Annotated in this window: 15 protein-coding genes; 7 read left to right on the top strand and 8 right to left on the bottom strand. The window is 69.5% G+C overall.

Features of this window, described 5'->3' with window-relative positions:
* Nucleotides 1–74 precede the first annotated feature (74 nt).
* Nucleotides 75–1,655 (top strand): chemotaxis protein CheX, encoded by a 1,581-nt coding sequence (locus MUG96_RS03775; protein ID WP_246986647.1) that lies wholly within the window; start codon nucleotides 75–77, stop codon nucleotides 1,653–1,655.
* Here MUG96_RS03775 and MUG96_RS03770 read toward each other — a convergent pair.
* Nucleotides 1,652–2,347 carry a twin-arginine translocation signal domain-containing protein gene (locus MUG96_RS03770; protein ID WP_246986645.1) on the bottom strand — a complete coding sequence of 232 codons (696 nt, stop codon included), beginning with the start codon at nucleotides 2,345–2,347 and terminating at the stop codon, nucleotides 1,652–1,654. The genes MUG96_RS03775 and MUG96_RS03770 overlap by 4 nt on opposite strands.
* 62 nt (nucleotides 2,348–2,409) lie before the next feature.
* Complete coding sequence (locus MUG96_RS03765) at nucleotides 2,410–3,507, bottom strand: M20 family metallopeptidase (protein ID WP_246986643.1); 1,098 nt, start codon at nucleotides 3,505–3,507, stop codon at nucleotides 2,410–2,412.
* An 80-nt stretch (nucleotides 3,508–3,587) separates the two neighbouring features.
* Between MUG96_RS03765 and MUG96_RS03760 the strand changes: the two genes are divergently transcribed.
* Nucleotides 3,588–4,595 (top strand): DUF368 domain-containing protein, encoded by a 1,008-nt coding sequence (locus MUG96_RS03760; RefSeq protein WP_246986641.1) that lies wholly within the window; start codon nucleotides 3,588–3,590, stop codon nucleotides 4,593–4,595.
* A 9-nt stretch (nucleotides 4,596–4,604) separates the two neighbouring features.
* Here the strand turns inward: MUG96_RS03760 and MUG96_RS03755 are convergent, their stop codons facing one another.
* Entirely contained in the window at nucleotides 4,605–5,963 is a 1,359-nt protein-coding gene (locus MUG96_RS03755; protein WP_246986639.1) for an MFS transporter, read from the bottom strand.
* A gap of 146 nt (nucleotides 5,964–6,109) precedes the next feature.
* Here MUG96_RS03755 and MUG96_RS03750 point away from each other — a divergent pair, with 146 nt between their 5' ends.
* Entirely contained in the window at nucleotides 6,110–7,993 is a 1,884-nt protein-coding gene (locus MUG96_RS03750; RefSeq protein ID WP_246986636.1) for a PINc/VapC family ATPase, read from the top strand.
* Between the two features lie 142 nt (nucleotides 7,994–8,135).
* Here MUG96_RS03750 and MUG96_RS03745 read toward each other — a convergent pair whose 3' ends face one another.
* Together MUG96_RS03745 and MUG96_RS03740 are read right to left on the bottom strand one after the other, a co-directional pair.
* Nucleotides 8,136–8,321, bottom strand: coding sequence for a DUF8106 domain-containing protein (locus MUG96_RS03745; RefSeq protein WP_246986634.1), 186 nt, complete (start codon nucleotides 8,319–8,321; stop codon nucleotides 8,136–8,138).
* A 245-nt stretch (nucleotides 8,322–8,566) separates the two neighbouring features.
* On the bottom strand, nucleotides 8,567–8,842 hold the full coding sequence (locus tag MUG96_RS03740) for a MarR family transcriptional regulator (protein ID WP_246986632.1): 276 nt from the start codon (nucleotides 8,840–8,842) through the stop codon (nucleotides 8,567–8,569).
* Between the two features lie 235 nt (nucleotides 8,843–9,077).
* Between MUG96_RS03740 and MUG96_RS03735 the strand changes: the two genes are divergently transcribed.
* Both MUG96_RS03735 and MUG96_RS03730 read left to right on the top strand, forming a co-directional pair.
* A complete protein-coding gene (locus tag MUG96_RS03735; RefSeq protein WP_246986630.1) occupies nucleotides 9,078–9,404 on the top strand; it encodes an EMC6-like membrane protein in 327 nt (108 codons plus the stop codon).
* A 1-nt stretch (nucleotide 9,405) separates the two neighbouring features.
* A complete protein-coding gene (locus MUG96_RS03730) occupies nucleotides 9,406–11,232 on the top strand; it encodes a ribosome biogenesis/translation initiation ATPase RLI (protein WP_246986628.1) in 1,827 nt (608 codons plus the stop codon).
* Nucleotides 11,233–11,385: 153 nt separating this feature from the next.
* Here the strand turns inward: MUG96_RS03730 and MUG96_RS03725 are convergent, their stop codons facing one another.
* A complete protein-coding gene (locus MUG96_RS03725) occupies nucleotides 11,386–12,087 on the bottom strand; it encodes a helix-turn-helix domain-containing protein (RefSeq protein WP_246986626.1) in 702 nt (233 codons plus the stop codon).
* A gap of 81 nt (nucleotides 12,088–12,168) precedes the next feature.
* On the opposite strand from MUG96_RS03725, the gene MUG96_RS03720 reads away from it, so the two are divergent.
* Together MUG96_RS03720 and MUG96_RS03715 are read left to right on the top strand one after the other, a co-directional pair.
* The gene (locus MUG96_RS03720) at nucleotides 12,169–13,551 is read left to right on the top strand and encodes a cytochrome P450 (protein WP_246986624.1); all 1,383 of its coding nucleotides are present in this window, start codon (nucleotides 12,169–12,171) and stop codon (nucleotides 13,549–13,551) included.
* 123 nt (nucleotides 13,552–13,674) lie between these two features.
* Complete coding sequence (locus MUG96_RS03715) at nucleotides 13,675–14,451, top strand: PHP domain-containing protein (protein WP_246986622.1); 777 nt, start codon at nucleotides 13,675–13,677, stop codon at nucleotides 14,449–14,451.
* Nucleotides 14,452–14,469: 18 nt separating this feature from the next.
* Here MUG96_RS03715 and npdG read toward each other — a convergent pair whose 3' ends face one another.
* A complete protein-coding gene (npdG, locus tag MUG96_RS03710; protein WP_246986619.1) occupies nucleotides 14,470–15,138 on the bottom strand; it encodes an NADPH-dependent F420 reductase in 669 nt (222 codons plus the stop codon).
* A 132-nt stretch (nucleotides 15,139–15,270) separates the two neighbouring features.
* Nucleotides 15,271–16,143, bottom strand: a complete 873-nt coding sequence (locus tag MUG96_RS03705; RefSeq protein ID WP_246986617.1) for a TIGR01548 family HAD-type hydrolase — start codon at nucleotides 16,141–16,143, stop codon at nucleotides 15,271–15,273.
* Between the last annotated feature and the right edge of the window lie 9 nt (nucleotides 16,144–16,152).

Below are 16,152 nucleotides of genomic sequence, written 5' to 3'. Positions count from 1 at the left end.
TAGCGAGTCCGTTCGGCCCGGTGACGACGGGCCGGCGGGACCAGACGGCGTGGTCGCGGGACGCCGACAGGACAATGAACGTCGACACAGACTCACTGGAGCGGTTGAATCTCCTCACACGCGACGCGGCCGAGCGCGCGAGCGATGCACTCGCGACCGCGGTCGGTGCCAGCACGCACATCGGGGCGACGAAGATCATGCTGGCGAGTCGGCGGGACATCGTCGCGGACCTGCTCGGCGCCAGCGAGGAGTGTCTCCAGTACGAACTGGCCGGGCCGCTGTCCGGGACGGTGTTGGTCGCCATCGACCCCGTCGCGCGCGAGCGACTCCGCGAGACCATCCAGGACCCGGACGACGCGACCGACCTCGTGACGGCGATGATGACGGAGTTCGTCAGCGACTGGGAGCGACACATCGGCGGCGAACTGACCGTCGGCGACCGGACCAGAATCACGGACCCGACGACACACGAGTTCTCCTTCGAGGCGATCAGCGAGGACACCGATAGCGCACCCATCTTCCAGAGTACCGTCCACTGGCTCCAGTCGCCGGGGAGCATCACGATCTATCTCGCGCCCGACCGCGGGTCGCTCGAACAGCTCCTGACGATCGAGGAGGAGGCAATCGTGGACGCGGACGGCGAGGACAGCGAAACGCAGTCCGCGGACGCGGACGGCGAGGTTCGCGAGAACGGTGTGGCCGCCGACGGTGACGCCGCGGACGACACGGCCGACGGCCCCTTCGCGACGGGGGACGCGAGCGACGGCAGCGCGGAGGCGGACGGTGGGTCGGACCCCTTCGCGACCGACGCCGGGGGCGCCGACGCAGGAGCCTTCGGCGGCTCCGACGGCGCGTTCGGCGGCAGCGAAGCGGACGCCACCAGCACCGAGGACGGCGGCGCCGACGGCGCCTTCGGCATGGGCGACGCCGACGACACGGACGGCTTCGGGACGGCGAACGACGACGGCGACGACGGCTTCGGGACCGACGAGGGGTCGCTGTTCGAGGACGCGGACACGGTGGAGACGGTCCCGCTCGACAAGCTCTCGGTGTTCAGCGACCTGACCCGCGAGGGCACGACCGCCGCGGCCGACCGCGTCACCCAGATGACCGGCATCGAGACCGAGACCGACATCGCGGGCGTCAGTTTCACCCCTATCGACGACATCTCGGGGCAGTTGGAGGAGGGCGACTACGTCGGCACGACCGTCGAGTTCGAGGGGACACCTTCCGGCCACCTCGTCATCCTCTTCCGGGAGGCGTCGGCGGCCAACATCGCGGAGGCGATGATGCCGATGGAGCCCGACGGCGAGGGACTCACCGGGATGCACGAGAGCGCCCTGGAGGAGCTGTGTAACATCATGACTTCGGGGTTCATCGACGGCTGGGCGAACGTCCTCCAGACCAGCGTCGAGCACACGCCCCCGGAGTTCGTCGCCGACATGGACATGGCGCTGATGGAGATCGTCACCGAACAGCTCGGCCCGTTCCAGACGCACGCCTACACCATCGAATCCCGCATGAAAACCGACGAAATCGAGTTCGATTGCGAAATCCACGCCCTCCCCAACGAGTCCGAACTCGGCGAGGCGCTGAAAGACCTCATCGTCGAGCGCAAAGGCGAGACCGGGGCCGACCCCAGCGACCTGTTCTAGTCGTACTGGATCGTCATTTCACCGACCCACACCGGCACCGTCCGCGTAGCCGTCTCTCCCTCGAAGTGGATCGTGGTGTCGACGGACCGCGGCACGGCGGCGACGACGCGTTCGAAGTCGGTCGACGGTTCCGAGACGACCGTCCCATCGCGGTTCAGTGTGGTCGTCAGTTCGGCCGTGACCGCCATCTCCCCCTCGCGGTTCGTGATACCGACGCTGAGCGTCGGGTCGCCCGCGAGGCGCTCGTCGGCGACGGCACTCACTTCGTCGGCGGCGACCGACGCCGTCTCCGTCGCGGCCCAGTCCGCGAACGGCGTCGTCTCGTAGATCGTCGTCCGCGTCGGCTGGCCCTCCGGTCCCCGGCCCGTCCGACGGTAGTAGGCGGGATACCGCACCGCGTCTTCCTCGGGGAGGTAGTCCAGTTCGGGGTCGGTGATCGTCCGCTCGACCGAGATCGGGTCGCCGTCAGGGCGGAGCGGGCCGCTATCGTCCTCGCTCGCGGCAGCCAGCGCGTCGGTCGTCGGATCGACCGTCGCCGTCGGCGAGGAGCCTGCAGTCGTCGCGGGGTCGGTCGCCGTCGTCGCGGCATTCCCGTCGGCCGATTCGGCGTCGGTCGGCGCGCGGTTCACGCACCCGGCGAGGGCGACTCCGCCGAGCGCGAGGGAGCCGAGGAATCGTCGTCTGGAGGGCATCGTGGTCGGACCATCGCCCCGTCGGGGAAAAGCACTGGCGGAGGGACAAACCCGCGTTTGAGTCAGCCGTCGACCGATTCGGCCAGCCGCTGGTAGATCTCGGCACAGCGCTCGACGACGGCCAGGGAGGCGCTCTCGGTCGCGGTGTGGGCCTCGCCGGGTTCCGCGACGCCACAGATCACGCAGTCAGTGCCGGCCCGTGCGAGCCAGCCCGCGTCGGTCGCGTGCGGCTTGACGACGTGTTCGGGCGTCCCGTCCTGGGCGGCGTCGGCGGCCGCGAGAACCGTGTCCGCGAAGTCGGCGTCGCCACAGGCCATCGGCGGGAGGTCCTGGTCCACGGTCCACTCGACACCCTCGATGGTTTCGACGCGCCCCAGGTCCGCGCGCTCGTCCGGCACCGTCCGTTCGTCGACCGTGACCTCGCACCGTTCCGGGACGACGTTCCAGGCGCTCCCGCCCTCGATCTCCGTGACCGCGACGCTCCCGCGCAGTTCGTGGCCGAGCACCGTCGTCGACGGGAAATCGAGGTCGCGAACGACGTCGATGGCGTCCGTCGCGCGGTAGATGGCGTTGTCGCCCTGATCGACCTCGCTGGCGTGAGCGGCCTCACCGTGGGCCGTGATCGTGCTCCCGCGCCGGCCCTTGTGTGCCACCGCCACGTCGGTCACGCCCGCCCCGGAGTAGCCCGTCGACCCCTCGCCGACGACCGCGTAGTCGGGCGCGAACCCCCGGTCTATTGCATACTGTGCGCCGACGCCGCCGACCTCCTCGCCGACGAACGAGGCGAAGACGAGTTCGCAGGCCGGGTCGCTGTCGCGAAAGGCACACATCGCGGCCGCCAGCGCGCCCTTCATGTCGGCCGTGCCACGGCCGTAGAAGCGGCCGTCGCGCTCCTCGACGACGTATTGCCCATCGGCGTCGACCTGCTCGTCGTCCGGGGGCACCACGTCGTGGTGGCCGACGAATGCGAGGGTGGTGTCGCCGTCGCCCTTGCGGGCGAAAACGTTGCCGCCGCGGCCCTCGTCCGCGCCGGCGTCGTCGCGAGTCACGTCGGCGTCGGTATGCTCGCGGAGCCACCGCTCGATAGCGTCGCCGGCGGCGGCCTCCGACTCGTGGCTGGGAATGGAGACGAGGTCTCGCGTGAGCGCGTTGGCGTCCATACGCTGCGGTGCGAGCGGGGACGGCAAAAGCTCGGGGCCTTTCCCAAGAGACTTGTCGGTGTTCGTAGAACACCGAGTGAATGTCGTCATCGTCGGACCACGCGACCGAGGAGCGCCCGACGCTCCGGGAGTCGGTCCCGCCGCTCCGGGAGTGGGCGTCGACGTACCTGATCGGGATCTTCATGGGCTCGGCCGACGCCGTTCCCGGGGTCTCGGGGGGGACCATCGCCCTCATCGCCGGCATCTACGAGCGACTCATCACCGCCGTCACCGCGGTCACGCCCGGCCGCGTCCTCGGCTTCCTCCGTGCGCTCACGCCGCTCGACGGAGGGATTTCCGTCCGTCGTGCGGTCGGGATCTTCGACGAGGTGGACGGCTGGTTCCTCGTCGCCCTGCTCGGGGGTATCCTCACCGCCGTCATCGTCGTCACCCGCGCCGTCCACGTCCTGGACGAGAGCGCGCCGGTCGTCCTCTTCGGCTTCTTCTTCGGCCTCATCGCGGCCTCCGCCGTGGTGCTCCTGCGGGCCATCTCGATCCGGACGGTCGCGGCGGGCGCCGCCGCGGTCGCGGGCTTCACCGTCGCCTTCCTCCTCTCGGGCGAGGCGGAGGGGCTGCTGGGCGGCGGCCTCCCCGTCGTCTTCCTGGCCGGCACCGTCGCCGTCAGCGCGATGATCCTTCCCGGGCTCTCCGGGTCGCTCATCCTCGTCATCCTCGGGCAGTACACCCGGCTCTCGACCGCCCTCTCGGAGTTCGTCAGCGGAGTCGCGGGCGCGGTCACCGGCGGGTCGAGCGACGCCGTCGGGACGCAGGCCCCGGTCATCGTGACGTTCATCGTCGGCGGCCTCGTTGGGCTGTTCACGATTTCGCGGGTCGTCCGGTACGCGCTGGACCGGAACCGCGAGGTGACGCTTGCCTTCCTCGTCGCCCTCGTCGTCGGCGCGCTCCGGGCACCGGTCGCCGAGGTCCGGAGCGAGGTCGGCTTCTCGACGGAAGTGGCGCTCACCTTCGCCGGCGTGGCCGTGGTGGGGGCCGTCGTCGTCCTCGCGCTGGACTGGTACGCGGCCGACTTCGAGATCGAGGAAATCTGAGCGGCGGGCTCACTCCGTCGGCGGGCCGCCGGGAACGTCCCCAGTCCGCTCGGTCTCGTCCGCCGGAGCGGCGACACGGTCGGCGCCGGCGAGCGCCCGAACGGCGAGGACGAGCACGGCGCCGAGGCCGACGAGCCCGCCCGCGGCGCCGAAGGCGACGGCGGGGCCGAACGTCGCCAGCCAGCCGCCGAGGACGCCGCCGATGCCGCCCGCGACCGCGCCCAGTGCGGTGTAGGCGCCGAGCACGTCACCCCGGGCCTGCGGCGGCGCGAGCCGCGTGACGACGGCCGTTCCCACGACGAGCATGACCGCCCACGTCAGCCCGAGCAGGGCCAGGATGAGCGCGGCCGAGCCGAGCGCGACCGAGGCCGTGCCGAGCGCGATGGCGACGGCGGCCAGCGGGAAGCAGACGCCGCGGACGACGAGCGCCGTCGAGAGGAGGTGCCGCAGGTCGTACCGCGCGGCGAGGCGGCCGGCGCCCCCGTAGAGCGCGGCCGAGCCCAGGCTGGCGACGAGATACAACAGGAAGACCCGTCCGGAATCGAAGCCGGCGTCGGTCAGGAAGAGGGGAAGCGGCGCCCAGAAGGCCGCCGAGCCGGTCAGGAAGCAGGCCGCGGCGACGAAGTACGTGGCCAGCGCCGAGTCGAGCCGGGCGCGGAGCCGCCGCGGGTCGAGGCCGCGCGTCGCCCAGTAGAGCTGGTTGGGCATGAAGACGAACGTCGCGCCCCGGATGCCGCGGCGGGAGGTGGCGACGAGGCGGGCGACCTTTCGTGCGGCGCGGTCGGTCTCGACGTGGGCGGCCGCCGGCGGCCGCGGGAGGGTGCGCGCGGCGCCGACCGCGCTCGCGGCGGCGCCGGCCGCGAGGACCCAGAACAGGAGTCGCGTGCCGTCGGCGGGGCCGGCCAGCCGGCTCCCGAGGAGGGGCCACGCCGTCCCGAGGACGAGGCCGCCGGCCCAGCCGTAGCCCTGGTGCTTGTTCAGGCGGCCGATCCGCACGTCCCACTCGCGTTCGGGGGCGTCGTCGACGACGAGCATCGTCAGGACCGGGCCGACGGCGGCCACGAGCAGCCACAGCACCGCGTTCACGGCGATGACCAGCCCGATGTCGGTCACGAGCGGGACGACCGCGAGCGTGGCGGCGACGCCGACGAGCGTCACGAGGACCAGCGACCGGCGGTAGCGGACGTGGTTGGCGAGCCGGCCGAAGACGATGGCGCCGGGCGCACCGACGAGCGCGGCCGTCGCGGCCAGCACGCCCAGTTCGACCGCGCCAGCGCCGAGCTGGACGATGTACAGCGGGACGAGCAGCGAGGCGCCGCCGAAGGCGACGGAGCCGACGCCCCAGGCGTAGAGCCAGCGATCGCTCACAGGAAGGGGCTCGGCCGTGGGCGGCTAAGACCTGCCGGTCGGGAGCGGGGCGGGCGGCCGGCGGCGCGGACTCGGTCGATGGGAGCAGCGTCGCCACCAGCACCGCCATCACGACCCTTATCAGTGGCGCCCTCCCAAGACGAGACATGGAAATCGTACCGGACACGAGCGTGGTCGTCGACGGCCGCGTGTCCGAACACGTCGACGCCGGGGAGTTCGCCGACGCCACGGTCTACATCCCGGAGGCGGTCGTCGGCGAGCTGGAGTCACAGGCCAACGAGGGCCGCGAGAGCGGGTGGGACGGCCTCTCGGAGCTCCAGCGGCTCGCGGACATGGCCGACGACGGGGAGATCAGCCTGGAGTACGTCGGCCGGCGGCCCGACGCCGTCGAGAAGCACAACGCCAGCGAGGGCGACATCGACGCCCTCATCCGCGACATCGCCGAGGAGTACGACGCGACCCTCTTCACCTCCGACATCGTCCAGAGCGAGGTCGCGGGCGCGAAAGGCATCGCCACCGAGTACGTCGAACCGAAGACCGAGGACCGCGACACGGAGGTGGGCGAACTCGCTATCGAGGACTTCTTCGACGAGACGACGATGAGCCTCCACCTCAAGACCGGCGTCCAGCCGATGGCGAAGCGGGGCGAACTCGGCGATATGCACTACGAGACGATCCACGAGCAGGTCTCCTCGGAGGACCAGCTCAAGGAGTGGGCCCAGGAGATCGAGAACAGCGCCCGCGCCAGCCCCGACGGGTTCATCGAGCTGGCGGAGCCGGGCATGACAATCGTCCAGTTCCGAGACATGCGCATCGCCATCGCCGAGCCGCCATTCGCCGACGGCTACGAGATCACCGCCGTTCGGCCCATCGCCAAGACCGACCTCGACGACTACGCCTTCGCCGACGACCTCCGCGAGCGGCTCACCGACCACCAGCGCGGCGTCCTCATCTCCGGGGCGCCCGGGGCCGGGAAGTCCACGTTCGCCCAGGCCGTCGCCGAGTTCCTCGCCGATTCGGACTTCGCGGTCAAGACCATGGAGAAACCACGGGACCTGCAGGTCGGGCCGGAGATTACGCAGTACACGGAACTCGACGGGCGGATGGACAAGACCGCCGACTCGCTGTTGATGGTCCGGCCGGACTACACCATCTACGACGAGGTCCGCAAGACCGACGACTTCGAGGTCTTCGCCGACATGCGCCTGGCCGGCGTCGGCATGATCGGCGTCGTCCACGCCACTCGCGCCATCGACTCCCTCCAACGGCTCGTCGGCCGCGTCGAACTCGGGATGATTCCGCAGGTCGTCGACACCGTCGTCTACATCGAGGCCGGGAAAGTCGAGAAGGTCTACGACGTCTCGACCGAGGTGAAGGTCCCCGAGGGCCTGATGGAGGAGGACCTCGCGCGGCCGGTCATCATGATCCGGGACTTCGAGACCGGGCGGCCCGAGTACGAGATCTACACGTTCAACCGCCAGGTCGTCACCGTCCCCATCGGCGAAGACGAGGACGGGGGCGGCGGCCGGGAGACGGGGGTCGACCGCATCGCGAAACAGGAGGTCGAACGCGAGATTCGGTCCATCGCACGCGGCCACGTCGAGGTCGAACTCCGGGACGCGAACACCGCCGTCGTCTGGGTCGAGGACGACGACATCTCGCAGGTCATCGGCAAGGGCGGCGGCCGCATCTCGGACGTGGAGAACCGCCTGGGCATCGACATCGACGTGCGGACGTTCAGCGAGCGTCCCGCCGGGAAGGGGCCGGCCGACGGCAGTGACGGCGCCAGCGCGAGCGGTCCCGGCGGCGCCGGCGAGATCGTCACCCCCGAGATCACCTCACGGCACGTCCGTATCCCGCTCGAAGGCCACGCCGGCGACACCGTCGAGGTCCAGGCCGACGGCGATTACCTCTTCACCGCGACGGTCTCCCGCGGCGGGGAGATTCAGGTCTCGCGGGGCAGCGCCATCGCCGAGGAACTGGAGCAGGCCATCGACCGCGGAAAGACGATCACCGTCGTGCCCTCGTAGGACCGCGAACGACCATCGGGAGCGAGCGGCAGTTTTGCCCCATCTTTTGCGAGTAGTGCGGGACCGAAGGTCCCGCATACCGTGCGAACGGGCGCTTCGCGCCCGTGAGCAGAGAGCGGGTCGCGACCGTCGGGAGCGGCCGTTACGTCGGAATCGCCGTGCGGTCGGCGATCTCCGTCTCGCACTCCGGGCACTCGTAGGCGACGCCGGCGGCCCGCTCCCGGACGAGCCAGTCGCCGTCGAGCGGGTTCTCGTGCCCACACGCCGGGCAGAAGAGCCGCAGTTTCGGCGGCACGTCGCCACCGGACGGGCGCCCGTCAGTCGCCATCGGACACTCCCGTGGACCCGACGGCTTCGCCGACTATTTTCGCTTTTTCGTCCACTTTCTCGACGTATTCAACACAGTTTCCGGTACCTATTCCCATCTTATCTAAACGTATGCACCTCGTCAGGGATAAATCCTCTTGTAATCGCGTATTTCACCACCGGCGTCGGGAGGGTGGACGGCGCAGTGGCTGGTGGTCGGGAAATCCGAACCGGGGAAGAGTAGTCGCTCGCCCCGAAAACGGGTCCTCAGTCGGAAACGGCGGTGTCGGTCTGTTCGGCGGTGCCGTCGTCTTCGGTGACGATCTCGTAGAGGTTCTGACGCGCGTCGGCGAAGTAGACGTCTTCGTCGACGGCCCCCACCTCTTCGAGACGCTCGAGTGCGTACCTGACCGTCCGGGCGGACAACATGGATTCTTCGACGATCCCCTTCTGCGTAAGCGGGCCGTTGTACTCGAGTACCTTGTAGACGAGTTTCGCGCTCGGTGGAAGGTCCGCGATAGTCTCCCCGTCGGTTTCTGCCATCACCTCGTTGGACGGGCGCCTGGTCTATAAAGATTGATGGACTGAGGCGAGAGGCCGCCGAAATCGGGACCTTCGCCGTCAGGCGTCGCCCGCCGGGCGGCGGGCGGCGACGGGGCCGACGCGACCACCTCGCCGGCGGTGCCCGGGAGGGTCCCGCCGACCGCGCCCGAAGCGGGCGCCGCCGGCGTCGGGCGACAACGAACGGCTTTTTAGGCCGGATGGCCCACTGTCGCCTATGGCAACGGAAACGGCCGACGAGCGCGCGGCCCACATCCGCGGGGTGACCGTCACGACGCTGGCGGCGGTCGCCGGCATCGCGGCCGCGGTCGTCTCGCAAGTGGTGACGGCCGGGCAGGACCCCGTCACAGCCGCGTCCAGCAACACCGCGCTGTACGTGCTCGTCGGAGCGATCCTCGCCCAGCTCCCCGTCCTGCAGGTGCTGGGCATCGACGTCGAGGACTTCTCCGCGAAGGACTACCTCTACGTCGGCTTCATGACCTTCTCCCTCTGGTTCGTCGCCTGGGGTGTCATGCTGACGACCCGGACCACGCTCCCGTTCTAACATGGCCGAAGACAGCATCGCCGTCGTCGACCTCGACAAGTGCCAACCCGACAGGTGCAACTACGAGTGTGCCAACTTCTGCCCGCCCAACCGGACGGGCAAGGAGTGTATCGTCACCCAGGAGGAACGGTTCGAGGACGCCGACCGGATGGAGGGCGGCCCCGACCAGATCCACATCTCCGAGGAGATCTGTCTCGGCGAGACCTGTGGCATCTGCGTCGAGAAGTGCCCGTTCGATGCCATCGAGATCATCAACCTCCCGCAGGAACTCGACGACGACCCCGTCCACCGCTACGGCGAGAACGCCTTCTCCCTCTACGGCCTGCCCGCCCCCGAGGAGGGGCAGGTCACCGGCATCCTCGGCCCGAACGGCATCGGGAAGACGACCGCCGTCCGCATCCTCGCCGACGAGATGATGCCCAACCTCGGGCGATTCGACACCGACCCCGACTGGGAGGCGGTCCTCGAGGAGTACCGGGGCACGGAACTCCAGACCTACCTCGAAGAGCTACGCGACGGCGACGTGACCGTCGCCCGCAAGCCGCAGTACGTCGACAAGATTCCCGACCGCTTCGACGGGAAGACCCGCCAGCTCCTCGAACGGACCGACGAGCGCGGCGCGCTCGACGATCTCGTCGAGCGGTTCGGCATCGGGCCGGTCCTCGACCAGGACATCGACTCCATCTCCGGCGGCGAGCTCCAGCGCGTGGCGATGACCGCGACGCTGGCCCGCGACGCCGACTTCTACTTCCTCGACGAGATCACGCCCTACCTCGACATCGGCCAGCGGGTGACCGCCGCGCGGATCATCCGCGAACTCGCCGAGTCGGCGGACCGGTCGATGCTCGTCGTCGAGCACGACCTCGCCATCCTCGACCTGCTGGCCGACGGCGTCCACCTCGCGTACGGGCGGCCGGGCGCGTTCGGCGTCATCACGCCCCCCAAGTCCGTCCGCAACGGCATCAACGAGTACCTCTCGGGCTACCTCGAGAACGAGAACATGCGCATCCGCGAGGAGGCGATCACCTTCGAGGAACACGCCCCACGGCAGGTCTCGGCCGGCAACGTCGCCGTCGAGTACCCAGCGCTCACCAAGTCCTACGGCGAGGGCGAGTTCACCCTCGAAGTCGAGGGCGGTCAGATCAACGAGGCCGAAGTGCTGGGCGTCGTCGGCCCCAACGGGATCGGGAAGTCGACGTTCGCCCAACTGCTCGCCGGCCGACTGGAACCCGACGAGGGCGAGATCGACCAGGACCTCGACATCGCCTACAAGCCCCAGTACATCGAGATCGACCAGCACATGCGGGTCGACGCCTTCCTCCGGTCGATCACCGACGACTTCGGCTCCTCGTACTGGAACACCGAGATCGCCCAGCCGCTCCAGATCGACCCGATCATGGAGCAGAACCTCACCGACCTCTCCGGCGGGGAGCGCCAGCGCGTCGCCATCGCCGCCTGTCTCTCCGAGGACGCCGACCTCTACCTCCTCGACGAGCCCTCCGCCCACCTCGACGTGGAACAGCGCGTGCTCGCGACCTCCGCAATCAGGCGGTACGCCGAGAACCACGACGCCACCGCGCTGGTCATCGACCACGACATCTACATGATCGACCTCCTCTCGGACCGCCTGCTCGTCTTCGACGGCGAGCCCGCCGACCACGGCCACGCCTCGACGCCCCAGCCCATGCGCGAGGGCATGAACGAGTTCCTCGGCAACCTCGACATCACCTTCCGCCGGGACGAACGCACCAAGCGCCCCCGCGTCAACAAGCCCGGCTCACAGCTCGACCGCGAGCAGAAGAAGTCGGGCGAGTACTACTACAACTAAATTTTCACCAGCTAAATTTTTACTGCAGGGGGATTCGCCTGCGGCGAACCCCCTTTGCAAAAATTTAGTATAAAAACGACCCGCGAGTCGCGCCGGAGGCGCGCTCGCGGTGAACCGCCTCGGCCCTCCGGGCCTCGGCGGATGCTCGTCCCCTCACCGCCGCGGGCTGCCCTGTGCCGCCGACGGGCCAGGTTCGGGCGTCCCGCGGCCGATCAGTCTGCGCATGACGCGGGTCTCGGCCTTCCGGAGGTGGTTCGAGGCGGTGCTCTCGGCACAGTCGAGGGCGTCAGCCACGTCCGCGAGGCTCGCAGACCGTGGCACGTCGTAGTAACCGAGTTCGACGGCGGCCTCGACGGCGTCGAGCTGGCGGTCGGTCAGCGCGCCCGCGATGGTGGCGTGGCGGCGGTCGTAGTCGCCGATCTCCTCGACGGTCACGTCGATGGGGTCGGGGAGGTCGGAGAGCAGCGCCCGGAGGTCCTCGGCGGCGCCGACGACGGTCATTCGGATACCGCGGTCGCTGAAGACCAGGGGCGGGACGACGACGAGGTTGCGCCGGGCGAACGACTGCCGCCAGGCCTCCTCTTCCGCCCGCGTCTCCTGGCAGACGTAGGCGTAAAAGGACGCGTCGTCGATGGGCGTGAGCGTCACGTCACGCACGGAGTCGACGCGGTCGATGCGCTCGCGGTATGGCTCGATGTCGCCCTCGACGTACAGCAGGGCGTACTCGACGACCTCGGGGCTCTGGTTCCAGCCGAGCAGTTCCTCGCGCTCGACGGCGTCCTCGTGACGCAGGAACTCCTCCATCGGGTGCTGGAACGCCGGGGGCATATCCAGCACGACGTCGAGGTACTTCACGCGCGACGGTACGGCCGCCTATTTAAAAACGCTAGGTACGCCGATGAAACGACCTTCGTCGTGGCGGGTGTAGCCAGAGATATGGCAGAAACAGCCCCGCAGTCCGAGACGGAGACGCCGACGGAGGAGACGCCGGCGCCCGCCGACCTGCCCATCGCGCCCGGCCCGGACGGGGTGCCCGTGCTGGGGAGTACGCTGGCGCTGTTCCGTGACCCCATCGAGTTCATGGAGGTCGCCTCGACGCACGGCGACGTGGTGAGCTACCGCGTCGCCGGCCAGCGGTTCACCGCCGTCCTGCACCCCGACTACGTCGAGCAGGTGCTGGTCCGGGACCACGACCGGTTCCGGCGCTGGACCGGCGACGAGCGCGCGAGCGTCTTCGGCGACTACGCACAGGAAGGACTGGTCCTCTCGGAGGGCGAGCAGTGGCAGCGCCAGCGCCAGTTACTCCAGCGGGCGTTCACGCCGGAGAAAATCGAGGGGTACGTCGAGAAGATGGCGAGCGAGGCCGAGAGCCGGGTGGCGGACTGGAGCGACGGACAGCGGCTCGACCTGCAGTCGGAGATGTCGTCGCTGACGCTCCGGTTGCTCTGTCGGACGCTGTTCGACCTGGACATCGACGAGCGCGGCGACGCCGTCGCGCGGGCCGCGACCGCGCTGAACGCGCGGGCGGGGAGCGTCCTGAGTTTCTTCCCGGCGTGGCTTCCGACGCCGACGAACCGGCGGCTCCACGACGCGATGGGCGACCTCGAAGCGGTCTGTGCGGACCTGATCGCCGAGCGACAGGCCGGCGCGACCGAGCGCGATGACCTCCTTTCGCTGTTGCTCGCCGCCCGGGCGGACGGTGCCGAGATGAGCGAGCGGGAGATCGTCGACCAGCTCGTCACGTTCCTCTTTGCCGGGCACGAGACGACCGCGCTGGCGCTGACCTACGCCTGCCACGCGCTGGGCCACCACCCCGAGCGGTTCCGGCGGCTCCGCGAGGAGGTCGAATCGGTCACCGGCGGCGACCCGCCGACGCTTCGGGACCTGCCCGAACTCGACTACACCGAGCAGGTCGTGAAGGAGACCCTGCGGCTCTATCCGCCGGCCTACGCCGTCTTCCGGGAGGCGACAGAGGACGTGGCGGTCGGCGGCTACCGCGTGCCCGAGGGGACGAAGGTGAGCGTCCCACAGGTCCGGGTCCACCGTGACGCCCGCTTCTACGACGACCCCCGTACGTTCCGGCCCGAGCGGTGGGCCGATGGGTTCGAACAACGACTTCCGGACTACGCGTACTTCCCGTTCGGCGGCGGTCCGCGCCACTGCATCGGGATGCGTTTCGCGATGATGGAACTGAAGACGGTCCTGCCGACGGTCGCCGCCGCCGTCGAGTTCGACCCCGTGACCGACGAGAATCTCGCGTTCGAGACGGGGATCACCCTCCAGCCCGCCGACCCCGTCGAGACGCGCGTCCGGCGGTAGCCGCGCAGGGTTTCGGTACCCCGGCGAGAGTTTCGTTCCCTCGTAGGTACCGCGGGACTCCACATCGAACGCCGAAACGCGACGATACGTTATGCCGGATACGGACCAAGGTACCCCGTCGCGATGGACCGGGACTATCACGTCCACTCGTCGTACTCCGACGGCCGCTTCCTGTTCCAGATGGTCCGGGCGGCCGCGGACGCCGGGCTGGACGGGGTCGGGATCGCCGACCACTGCAACGTCTCGGACCGCGAGGAGATGACCGAGCAGAAGCACCTGCTCGGATTCAACCTCGATCAGACCTACGAGCGCCGCCGACAGGCCATCGACCGCCTCGCCGAGGAGTCCGACATCGACATCTACGACGGCGTCGAGATGGACTACCACCCCGACGAGGAGGGAGCCATCGCGGACTTCCTCGACGACGCCGACTTCGACTACACGCTCGGCGCCATCGACCACGTCGAAACCGTCAACGTCCACGTCGAGGCCTACTTCGGGAGCAAAGACGAGAGCGAGCGCGAGCGCATCGTCGACGACTACTTCGACCGCCTCGTCGCGCTCGTGGAGTCGGAACTGTTCGACGTGGCGGCCCACCCGGACGTGATCGAGCGCAACCCCGCGCTCCGCGGCCTGGCGACCGACGACCACTACGAGCGCGCGGCCGCTGCCTTCGCCGACTCGCGGACCCTCCCGGAACTCAACGCCGGCCGCGCGCTCGCGGAGTACGGCGAGTTCCACCCGACGCCGGACTTCCTGAACGCGCTGGCCGACCGCGACGTGCCGGTCGTCGTCGGCACCGACGCCCACAAGCCCGGCGAGGTCGGCGAGCGGGTCCGCCACCTCGAACGCTATCTCGACAAGCGGAACCTCCAGCCGGTCGACCCGATGGTCGAGTAGTGAGTGGGCGACCGGACGTTACTCGAACCGCACACCGAGGTCGTGCATCCCGTCGTTGTGCTTGGCGACGTTGATGAGAAGCGGCGTGATCGCCTCGATCTCGGGGGCGTTGGCGAGCGGGCCGGCGTCGACCGCACGCAGGCCCTCGATTTCTTCGGCGACGGCCGTGACGGTCTCGACGGCATCGCCGTCGTCGCCGACGATGGCGGTGTCGATGCCCAGGTCGGCGTCGAGGTTCGCCAGCCGCCCGGCGGGGAGGTTGTGGAAGGCGCCGACGACGGGGGCGCTCTCGGGCGCGGCCTCGGCGGCGAGTTCGGTGACGCTCCCGACGCCCGGACGATTGTAGTGGAAGCCGTCTTCGTCGCGTTTCATCCCGACGGCGGGCGTGACGAGGACGGCGCCGTCGTCGAGGTCGTCCGCGACGGCGTCGATGGTGTCGGCGAGGTGGTAGGCCGGGACCGCGAGGACGATTACGTCGGCGCCGGCGGCCGCCGTGGCGTTGTCCGCGCCCGTGATGTCTGCGTCGCGGCCGCGGCTGTCGAGTTCCGCTGCATAGGCCTCGGCCTTCGATTCGGCGCGCTCGGCGTCACGGGAGCCGATCACGAGTTCGTGATCGGTGTCGTGTGCCCAGCGGAGCGCGAGTCCTTCGCCGATGTCACCGGTCCCACCCAGCAGTGCGATTTCCATACCTCCACGTTCGGCCGTCGCGCCGTAAGCGTTGCGCGACCGGCCGACGTTGCGGGTACCGACACGCCGGAACGAACCGGTAGCACGCCGACGTGACGACGGCTGTCAAATGGCCGCTCTGCCTCCGACGACTCAGACCGTCGTGAGCACCTTCGGCAGTTCGTTCACGGAGGGAACCACGAGGTCGGCACCGGCACCCTCGAACTTCCGGCGGCCGTCGTCGCCGGTCAGCCCGCCCGTGAGGACGCCGATGCCGCGGTAGTTGCGTCCGGGATCGGCCTCGGCGGCGTTGACCGCGGTCCGCACGTCGTCGAGCGTGTCGCCGGCGAAGACCACCTCGCGACCGTCGAGTTCGAAGGCGAGGTCGGTCAGGGCGCGCGGTTCCGGCTTGCCGCCGTCCCAGTCGTCCATCGTGTGGACGCGCTCGTCGGGGAGGGAAAGCCCCACGCGGTCGAGGGCGATCTCGGCCTCGGCGGCGGGCCGGCCCGTCAGGACGCCGACCTCGTAAGTCGACGTGAGGTGGTCGATGGTGTCGGGGTCGGCCAGCACCGGTTCGTCGTGGATGTACCCCTCGGTCTCCATGCTGGGGTAACCGTCCTCCAGTTCGCGGTAGAGGTCCGCCCCGAGGTAGAGCTGCTGGAAGGTGTCCCGGAGGCGGCCCGTGTTCCAGACGTTCTGGATGCGCTCGCGCTCGTCGGGGTCGACGTCGTCGTAGACGACCGTCTCGGCAGCGGCGAGGCCGCCGCCCGTGGCCTCGATGGTGTCGGTGTAGGCGTCGAGGTCGCGGTCGAACCCCTCGTTTCTCGCGACGATGTAGAGCGCGACCGCGTAGGTGAGTTCCCAGTCGTTGTTGAACCCCCCGGCATCCTTGAACTGCTGGACGTCCTCGCGGGGGATGGTCTCGCCGTACACCTCTTCGACGGACTCGACGATTGCGCGGCGATACGAGTCCGCCACGTCGACGAGCACTCCGTCGATATCCAGTACGACCGCGTCGGCCTGCATACTCGGTCC

The organism is Halorientalis marina, from assembly GCF_023028345.1.
Lineage (GTDB): Archaea > Halobacteriota > Halobacteria > Halobacteriales > Haloarculaceae > Halorientalis > Halorientalis marina.
This window is presented reverse-complemented; position numbering and strand designations above follow the sequence as displayed.

What these genes read in the sequence shown, in the direction of transcription:
- MUG96_RS03715 (WP_246986622.1), top strand. Translation starts at nt 13,675, where the DNA reads ATGGACCGGGACTATCACGTCCACTCGTCGTACTCCGACGGCCGCTTC.
- MUG96_RS03770 (WP_246986645.1), bottom strand. Translation starts at nt 2,347, where the DNA reads ATGCCCTCCAGACGACGATTCCTCGGCTCCCTCGCGCTCGGCGGAGTC.
- MUG96_RS03730 (WP_246986628.1), top strand. Translation starts at nt 9,406, where the DNA reads ATGGCCGAAGACAGCATCGCCGTCGTCGACCTCGACAAGTGCCAACCC.
- MUG96_RS03775 (WP_246986647.1), top strand. Translation starts at nt 75, where the DNA reads ATGAACGTCGACACAGACTCACTGGAGCGGTTGAATCTCCTCACACGC.
- MUG96_RS03745 (WP_246986634.1), bottom strand. Translation starts at nt 8,321, where the DNA reads ATGGCGACTGACGGGCGCCCGTCCGGTGGCGACGTGCCGCCGAAACTG.
- MUG96_RS03735 (WP_246986630.1), top strand. Translation starts at nt 9,078, where the DNA reads ATGGCAACGGAAACGGCCGACGAGCGCGCGGCCCACATCCGCGGGGTG.
- MUG96_RS03760 (WP_246986641.1), top strand. Translation starts at nt 3,588, where the DNA reads ATGTCGTCATCGTCGGACCACGCGACCGAGGAGCGCCCGACGCTCCGG.
- npdG (WP_246986619.1), bottom strand. Translation starts at nt 15,138, where the DNA reads ATGGAAATCGCACTGCTGGGTGGGACCGGTGACATCGGCGAAGGACTC.
- MUG96_RS03740 (WP_246986632.1), bottom strand. Translation starts at nt 8,842, where the DNA reads ATGGCAGAAACCGACGGGGAGACTATCGCGGACCTTCCACCGAGCGCG.
- MUG96_RS03750 (WP_246986636.1), top strand. Translation starts at nt 6,110, where the DNA reads ATGGAAATCGTACCGGACACGAGCGTGGTCGTCGACGGCCGCGTGTCC.
- MUG96_RS03705 (WP_246986617.1), bottom strand. Translation starts at nt 16,143, where the DNA reads ATGCAGGCCGACGCGGTCGTACTGGATATCGACGGAGTGCTCGTCGAC.
- MUG96_RS03765 (WP_246986643.1), bottom strand. Translation starts at nt 3,507, where the DNA reads ATGGACGCCAACGCGCTCACGCGAGACCTCGTCTCCATTCCCAGCCAC.
- MUG96_RS03720 (WP_246986624.1), top strand. Translation starts at nt 12,169, where the DNA reads ATGGCAGAAACAGCCCCGCAGTCCGAGACGGAGACGCCGACGGAGGAG.